The organism is uncultured Campylobacter sp., from assembly GCF_937997405.1.
In the GTDB taxonomy this organism is placed as follows: Bacteria; Campylobacterota; Campylobacteria; order Campylobacterales; family Campylobacteraceae; genus Campylobacter_B.
The window spans coordinates 1-8269 of the sequence record NZ_CALKTL010000009.1 but is presented as its reverse complement, the minus strand read 5'-3'; the positions used below and the strand labels follow the sequence as shown (position 1 = coordinate 8269).

7 protein-coding genes and 1 tRNA gene are annotated in these 8269 nt (G+C 46.3%); 2 read left to right on the top strand and 6 right to left on the bottom strand.

Features of this window, described 5'->3' with window-relative positions; translation table 11 throughout:
- Positions 1–290: 290 nt before the first annotated feature.
- From infC to Q0372_RS00475, 5 genes are all read right to left on the bottom strand, one after another.
- Complete coding sequence (infC, locus tag Q0372_RS00495; protein WP_005871062.1) at positions 291–812, bottom strand: translation initiation factor IF-3; 522 nt, start codon at positions 810–812, stop codon at positions 291–293.
- Complete coding sequence (gene thrS / locus Q0372_RS00490) at positions 809–2632, bottom strand: threonine--tRNA ligase (RefSeq protein ID WP_298101346.1); 1824 nt, start codon at positions 2630–2632, stop codon at positions 809–811. The genes infC and thrS overlap by 4 nt, the downstream gene beginning before the upstream one ends.
- A 102-nt stretch (positions 2633–2734) precedes the next feature.
- A complete protein-coding gene (locus Q0372_RS00485) occupies positions 2735–3940 on the bottom strand; it encodes a multidrug effflux MFS transporter (RefSeq protein ID WP_298101344.1) in 1206 nt (401 codons plus the stop codon).
- A complete protein-coding gene (locus Q0372_RS00480; protein WP_298101342.1) occupies positions 3918–4661 on the bottom strand; it encodes a spore coat protein in 744 nt (247 codons plus the stop codon). Before Q0372_RS00480 ends, Q0372_RS00485 begins: the two co-directional genes overlap by 23 nt.
- Positions 4662–4924: 263 nt before the next feature.
- Positions 4925–4999, bottom strand: a tRNA-Glu gene (locus Q0372_RS00475).
- A 77-nt stretch (positions 5000–5076) separates the two neighbouring features.
- On the opposite strand from Q0372_RS00475, the gene Q0372_RS00470 reads away from it, so the two are divergent.
- Both Q0372_RS00470 and nfo read left to right on the top strand, forming a co-directional pair.
- The gene (locus Q0372_RS00470; RefSeq protein ID WP_298101340.1) at positions 5077–5571 is read left to right on the top strand and encodes a hypothetical protein; all 495 of its coding nucleotides are present in this window, start codon (positions 5077–5079) and stop codon (positions 5569–5571) included.
- Between the two features lie 361 nt (positions 5572–5932).
- Positions 5933–6787, top strand: coding sequence for a deoxyribonuclease IV (gene nfo, locus Q0372_RS00465; RefSeq protein ID WP_298101338.1), 855 nt, complete (start codon positions 5933–5935; stop codon positions 6785–6787).
- 774 nt (positions 6788–7561) lie between these two features.
- Here nfo and Q0372_RS00460 read toward each other — a convergent pair.
- Positions 7562–8227 (bottom strand): tetratricopeptide repeat protein, encoded by a 666-nt coding sequence (locus Q0372_RS00460; RefSeq protein WP_298101335.1) that lies wholly within the window; start codon positions 8225–8227, stop codon positions 7562–7564.
- Positions 8228–8269 lie beyond the last annotated feature (42 nt).

The following is an 8269-nucleotide window of genomic DNA, read 5'->3' as shown; positions in this document are numbered from 1 at the left end:
GAAGTATATAATAAAGTTTCTTTGAAAAATTTGAATTTAAGGAATTTTATAGCTTAAATTGACGCAAGATAAATTTAAAGTTAAATTCTGCCACTCGCTTAAGATTCGGTTTGGCTTAATTTGAAAAATTTTATACAAATTTAAAGGGTTAAATTTAGAGATAAACTTAGCCTGTATAAATTTTAAAATTTTGCTATTTAGTTTAAATTTACGCGCTGTACCGCGGGGAAAAACAGCGCGTAAATTTTAAAATTTTGCCGCACGCGGCGCAAAATACCGCTAAATTTACGCTACGCCTTTTTCGGCGTAATCAGCATATTTACGTAGCGACCCTCCAGCGCGGGCGCTTTATCGCGGTCGGCAACTTCTGCAAAAAATTCGTCCCAAATTTTATTGAGCAAATTTACGCCGATTTCCGGGCTTGACATCTCGCGCCCTTTTAAAAATACGCGAAGCTTGACGTGTTTGCCGCTACTAAGGAATTCTTTCGCGTGTTTTACTTTGTAATTAATGTCGTTTTGAGCGATTTTGGCGGACAGCTTGATCTCTTTCACCTCGATGATTTTTTGCTTTTTTTTCGCCTCTTTGAGCTTTTTTTCCTGCTGATAGCGAAATTTGCTATAGTTCATGACCTTGCAAACGGGCGGCTTTGCATCGGGCGCTATCAAAACCAGATCCACGCCCTCTCGCTCGGCGATTTGCAACGCCTGCGCCTTTGAAATTATGCCGTAAACCTCGCCGTTGTCGCCTATGCACCTGACTTCGCTAGCCGGAATGTCCTCGTTTAGAAAAACCTCTTTCTCTCTGCTCAAAAATTCACCTCGTTTAATTTAGCTTTTACGAAATTTAAAAACTCATCCAGCCCTAAATTTCGCTGTTCGCGCGCCCTGCGATCGCGCAAGGCCACGCTACGAGCCGCAACTTCATTATCGCCTAGGACGATGATGAGCGGCACCTTCTGCTTTTCAGCCGTTCTGATTCGTTTGTTTAACGTTTCGTTTTTATCTAAAATTTCGCCGTCAATGCCTGCTTCGCGCAGCAAATTTAAAATTTCTTTCGCATAGTTTGCGTGCGCCTCGCCGATCGGCACGATCGATACCTGCGTAGGACAGATCCAAAACGGAAGCTCGCCCGCGGTGTGCTCGAGCAAAATCCCCACGAAGCGCTCGAAGCTTCCCAAAATCGCGCGATGCAGCATCACAGGCTGCTTTTTTTCGTTATTTTCGTCGATGTAGCCTAGCTCGAAGCGCGCAGGCAGGTTAAAATCGACCTGCACCGTGCCGCACTGCCATTTTCGGCCGAGCGCGTCGGTGATTTTGATGTCGATCTTAGGCCCGTAGAATGCGCCGCCGCCCTCGTCTAGGCCGTATTTTAAGCCCTTTTCGTCAAGCGCGTCTTTTAATGCCTTCGTCGCGATCTCCCAAACCTCGTCGTCGCCGACCGCCTTTTGCGGTTTAGTCGAAATTTCAAGTTCGTATTCAAAGCCGAAAGCTTTCATCAAAAGCCCCACGAAATCTAAAATTTCATAGACGTTTTCTTTGATCTGACTCGGCATCACAAACAGATGCGCGTCGTCCTGCGTAAACTCGCGCACGCGGAAAAGTCCGTGCAAGACGCCGCTTTTTTCATGGCGGTGCACGACGCCGTACTCGCAAAATTTAAGCGGTAGATCGCGATATGAGCGGATCTCGCTTTGGTAAACCTTGATGTGACCGACGCAGTTCATCGGCTTGATGCCGTATTCTTGCTCCTCGATCGTCGTAAAATACATATTTTCTTTGTAATTGCTGTAATGCCCGCTGATCTTCCACGCGTCGGATTTTAAAATTTCAGGGCCGCGCACCGGCTCGTAGCCGCGCTTGCGAAGCTGCCTATAAAGGCGCTCCTCGAGCTTTATACGCATCCTCGTGCCGGCAGGAAGCCAGATCGGAAGTCCTGCGCCGATCTGCTCGTCAAAGGTAAAAAATTTCATCTCGGCTCCGAGCTTTCGGTGATCGCGCTTCTTGGCTTCTTCTAGCATCGTAAGGTGCTTTTTAAGGCTATCTTTATCGGCAAATACGACGCCGTAGATGCGAGTTAGCATCTCGCGCTTTTCATCGCCGCCGAGATACGCCCCCGCAATGCGCGTAAGGGCGAAATTTTTCAAAAATTTCGTATTTTGCACGTGCGGGCCGCGGCAGATGTCCTCAAACTCGCCTTGCGCGTATAAGCTAACCGGGCCTTCGGGGATACGCTTCAAAACTTCCTGCTTAAGATCGTCGTTTGCATATTTTTTTGCAACCGCCTCTTTGGTGGAGGCTATCTTTTTAATCTCTAAATTTGCCTCGGCAAGCGCGCGCATCTTTTTTTCAATCGCCTTTAAATCCTCTTCGCCGAGCTTCTCGCCGTTATCTTTGCTGACGCGGATGTCGTAGTAAAACCCATCCTCGATCGCAGGTCCCACGAAAAATTTTGCGCCCGCATAAAGCTCGCGCACCGCCTGTGCCAAAAGATGCGCACAGGAGTGGCGCAGAATTTTAAGCGCGTCCTCGGAGTTATCGAAATATATCGGCTGCGCCTCGCTTGTGTGCTCGCCGATACTTTGAGTATCGTAAATTTCACCGTTAAGTTTATATGCGATAATATCGCTCATTGGCTTGTTTCCTTTTTTACCGAATTGTCTTTCTTACACTGAAAGAACGAGAGCTAATTCTAGCTAATCAATCCTTAACGATAAATTTAAAAAATATTAAAATTAAAATTTTTGATTCTTTTCTCGCAATAAAAAATACACAGCGTTCGCACAAAGAGCACAAATCGCCATCACACTTGCGAGCAAAAACGGCTTATTCGCTCCCACTGCACCTACGATAAACGAAATAGCCCCGGCGATAGCAAATTGCGCAGTCCCCAGTACCGCCGAAGCTGCGCCAGAGTTGCCGTCCTTATACAGCGCCATCGCAAGCGTCGTGGCGTTAGGCGCAACAAAGCCAAGGGACGAAAGCAATACAAAAAGCGAAGCCTCAAAGCAGATGAAAGGAAGGTCAAGCATAGAGCATGCGAGCAAAATCAGGCTCATCGCAAGCATCGCTATTATGCCGAAATTTAATAAAGCCGCAGGTTCGCGATTTTGCACGAGTTTGGCATTTAGTGCCGAAACGAGGGTCATCCCAAGAGCGTTGATGCCAAATATTACGCCAAAGGCATGCTCGCCCAGCCCATAATAGCCCAAAAATATAAAGCTAGAGCCCGTGATATAAGCAAAAAGCGCGCTCATCGCAACCGCAAAACCTAGCGTATAGCGCATAAATTCTTTATTTCGCAAGATTATGCCGTATTCGCCAAGCACGCCTTTTACGCTAAGTGTAGCAGTCCCGTCTATCTGCGCGCTCTCGTCGAGTCCGAAAAATATAAATGCAAAAAGTAAAATTCCAAGAGCGAACAAAATCGCAAAAATCGCTTGCCACGAGAAAAAATCTAGAACAAATCCGCCTAGAGTTGGTGCTAGCATCGGTGCTAGCGAGCCCACGACCATCATCAGCGCAAACATCGCCGCAGCCTCGTGCAACTCAAATTTATCGTTAATTACAGCTCTCGCAAGTACCACTCCCGCACACCCGCCCAAAGCTTGCAAAAACCTAAAAAATATAAACGCATAAACGCTATCAAAGCTCACACAAGCAAGCGACGCACATATGAAAAGCAAAATGCCCGCGTATAGCGGCTTTTTACGACCAAATTTATCGCTTAGCGGCCCATAAACGAGCTGTCCTAGCGCAAAAGCGATGAAAAAACTCACAACCGATAGCTGAGTGTAAAACTCGCTCGTAGCAAAGCTTGCCTTTACCTTTTCCAGCGCGGGCAAATACATATCGGTCGAAAGTGGCGCCAGAGCAGACATATAGGCGAGTATAATCACCAATTTAAATTTAACGAATTTACTTTGTTTTTCTTTGATCATCGTTTTCCTCAATTATTTTTAGGCAGAGCTCAAACGTGCGCACGAGCGCGTTTAGATCTTTAAATTTTTGCGGCAAGAGCCTGGCGATAAAATATATCGGACGCAGCGCAAGTACCGTAGTCCACGCACTTTGCACTACATCCTGCCCGCCGCTTGAGGCGTAGGTGCAAATGCTTGCGCGCACAAAGCCTTCGTTCAGCCCTTCGCGACAAAGATCATAGACAAACAGCAAAAAATCTCGCATTTTGGCTTTTTGCAGATCACCGCGCTCGCCGCGATTTTCAAAATCTATAAATTTCATCTCGCCGTTTTTTACTAAGACGTCGCGCAGTGCGGGTCTGCCGTGTATGAAGCCGCGCGAATGTAGATGTGCTAACGCCGCAGCGTAGCCCTGAATGAGCGCCACGCAAGATGCCTCATCCGAGCTTTTTAGCACCTCGTCCACCGGCGTGCCGCCGTCTTTGAGTACGAAAAAGCTCTCGTCTCGCAGCACCAGCTGCGGCACAGGCGCGCCGGCTGCGTACAGGCTCTCGCATTTTAGCGCTTCGTAATCGAAAGCGGCTTTCGGATTTGCTTTAAATATTTTCGTAAGCAATCCACCGCGGATGCGCAGTTCCGGCTGCTTTAGCCAGTATTTCTCACCCTCGAAACTAAAGCTCGTGACGCGCTCGCCAGGATGATTTTTTAGAATTTCATTTACATATTCTTTAAAATTTTGCATTCAATAAATTTAGCGAATTTTTTTTAGAAAGAGCTAAATTTGCGAGTTTTATTTCATTAAGTTCCATATGTCCGCATAAAATTTATTACGTAAATTCGGCGGGGATAAATTTTAAAATTATCAGGTAGAATTTTTATTGCAGTCTTGGAATTTTGTAGCGCAGGAAGCAGCAAAAGCGCATAATTTTAGAATTTAGTAGTTAGATAAAATTTCAGAATTTTACAAAAATTAAGATTTGCGTCAAAAAATTTTAAAACTAGAAGTGGCGACCCCTACGAGATTCGAACTCGTTTTACCGCCGTGAAAGGGCGATGTCCTAACCGTTAGACGAAGGGGCCACTTAATCTGGTATTAAGATTAAAGGCGGTATTCTACTCAAGACGTACTTAAACCCAACTTAAATTAAGGATTATTTATGAAATGCTCTTTTCTGGCGCCGCTTGCACTTTCGCTTCTGCTCGCAGGCTGCGCTACCACCGCACTCAAGCCCGCTTCCACGCAAGCTGTAAATTTCACCGTCATTTCGCCGATTACTCGCACCAGCGACGCGGGCTTTATGCGTAAATTTAAGAACCAAACCGAGGTTCAAATTTATGCAAGCGGCATCAGCGTGCTGAGCCTGGTTTTAAAGGGCGATAAAATTTGCATGAACGGCGCGTGCGACGACGAGCTCGTTTTCAATAAAAAATTCTTCGGCGCCGAGCACTACCGCGGGCTTCTAGGCCAAATCCTAGACGGCAAGCCGATCTTCGGCGGCAGCGACACGGACGAGCGCCGTTGCCTCACGCAAAGCCTGCAAGACGGCTCTATCGATTATAAGGTTTGCCGCGACAAGGACGGCGGCGGAAGATCCATAAGCTTCGCCGACTCAAAACGCAGCGTAAAGATCAAAATCCGCGAGCTACAGTAAAATTTCGCGCGGCGAGTATTCGTAGCACGTGAAATACTACTCCGCAGGGCGGCGCGAGCAAATCGCGAACGAGTAAAATTTCGCGCAGCGCACGTTTGTAAGCGCGCGAGAATAATGCGCTCTAGCAGCCGCCCGAAACACGACGCGAGCGGTCAAAATTCCATTACTCGGCTGGGTAGCTGCCTAAGCTGCGCAAACGGCGCGGTTTTATTGACGCTCTGCACCGACTCTTTACGGCGAAATTTACCAAGCAGCGTATGTGCGAAAGAAAAAGCGCGCATTTAAAATTATAAAATTCGCGCGCGGCTCGGGTTTATGAAATTTTGCCGCGTGCGGCGTAAAATAAAATTTAGGAGGTAAAATGAAGCGGATCGGAGCGCACGTGAGTGCTAGCGGCGGGGTTTCTAACGCGCCGTTAAACGCCGCAAAGATCGGAGCGGACGCGTTTGCAATGTTCGTCAAAAATCAGCGCAGATGGGACGCGCCGCCGCTTAGTGCAGAGGAGATCGCCGCATTTAAGGACGCGCTGAGGCAAAGCGGCATCGGCGCGGAGCATGTCTTGGTGCACGATAGCTACCTCATAAATTTGGGCCATCCGCGCGAGGCGGAGCGCGAGAAGTCTCTAAACGCCTTCATAGACGAGATACGCCGCTGCGAGGCGCTCGGACTTAAGCTTTTAAACTTTCATCCGGGCTCGCATCTAAATGAAATTTCAGCTCAAGTGTGCCTGGATAATATCGCAGGATCGCTAAATTTCGCCATCGCAAACACTAGTGGCGTCAAGCTCGTGCTCGAAAATACCGCCGGGCAGGGCTCCAATCTCGGCTATGATTTCGCTCAGCTCGCTTACGTGATCGACAAAATTTCAAATAAAGATCGCATCGGCGTCTGCATCGACACCTGTCACGCGTTCGCCGCAGGATACGACCTCCGCAGCCCGCAGGCCTACGAGCGCACGATGAGCGAGTTTGACCGCGCGATCGGCTATAAATTTTTAAGCGGCATGCACCTAAACGACACGAAAAATGAGCTTAGCGTGCGCAAAGATCGGCACGAGAGCCTCGGGCGCGGATTTTTGGGGCTCGCGGCGTTTGAAAACATCATGAACGACCCGAACATCGACGAGATCCCGCTGATTTTAGAAACGATCGACGATAGCCTCTGGGCGGAGGAGATCGCACTTTTGCGCAGTATGCAAGGACACCGTAAAGCCTAACCGGGGCCTTTTGCGCCACGTAGAATTTTATCTCATTTCGCTTCAAAGTGGCGCCAGCGATAAGAGCCTTATGTCGTGCAAATTTAACATCGTGGGATTTATCGCTTAAATTTTAACAAGCAAAATAATGAGGATCGCGCGTTAAGAATGCCGCGTCAAAAAAGTCGCGAAATTCTACGACGAAAAACACATCGTCATAGCAAAAGAGCAAAATTTTTATAGAAAAACTATAGAAAAACGCAGCGTCGCGGCAAAAATGAAAAATTTTACGCTGCATAATTAAAATTTTCAAGCAATATTTTTAAAGCGATGCGGTGGCAAATTTTAAAATTCTATCGCTACGATATTTCAAGGCTCAGCGCCAAATTCGAAGCTCTAGGAATTTTAAAATTCTAAATTCCACATCAAAAAATTGGCGCTAAGCTTTAGCTTTATATTTGCGACTGCGTAAATTCCGATCTTGCAATTGCCTGATCCATGCGGAGACGCAAGCGCATAAGGCTACGTAATTCTAACTTAAAATTTTGCTGCGTGCCAATCTATGCTTTTGGCACTCCTTTTATTTGTGATAGCCGCGTCTTTACTTTAGCGCTTTGCTCGCGTTAAAATCTGTGCAGGATCCGTGTAAATTTACGCTAAATTCTACTTTAAGAGCATTCGATTAGTTTAAAATTTTATCGTTGGGCTTAGCAGCATACCGCCGCGATTTAAATTTAGATGCAGCGGGATTTAAACCGCCGCCGACGCGTATTGTACCGGCTGCAGCTCGGCGCGCTATTTTAGCAGCTCATACATATCGCAGGATTCTTTATATATTTCCGACTCTCGCAAAATAAGATCGTCTTTGCATGTATCGCAAGCTTTTTTAAAATACTGCGCGGCTTTGCTTTTATCTTTCATAGTGTAATAATTAAAATTTGCAAAGTTATTGCACGCGACACAATCACCTAAATCACAACCTTTCTTCATATAAACCCCCGATTTTAATTTATCCATTTTTACCTCTTTACCCTCATCATACATTTTCATTAGACTTTCGCAAGAGATGGCATCTCCTATCTTAGCATTACAAGCCTTGTCGTAATAATTTATCGCCTCTTTTATATTTTTTTCTACAAATTTTCCAGCATGATATAACATCCCTAAATTTAAGCAGCTAATTCCGCTTCCCTCACTGCATTTTCTTTCGGCAAATTTGATACCCTCCTTTGGATCTTCATTTATTATTTTAGCAATCACAGCGTTACAAGCCAAATCCTCTCCTCCGTCGCAAGCTTTTTTAAATAGCTCATGCCTTTTAGCTGGATCTTTATGCCAGATGGCTGCGAAAAAGCAAGATTTCATATTACCGTCATTGCACTCTTTTTCTAGCGTCTCAAGTTCGGACGCTCCGAACGCAAAGCAAGCGATAAATGCTAACGCAAATAGCGATTTTTTCATTTAGTATCCTTTCCGGGTAAAATTTGGCTAATTCTACCCCCC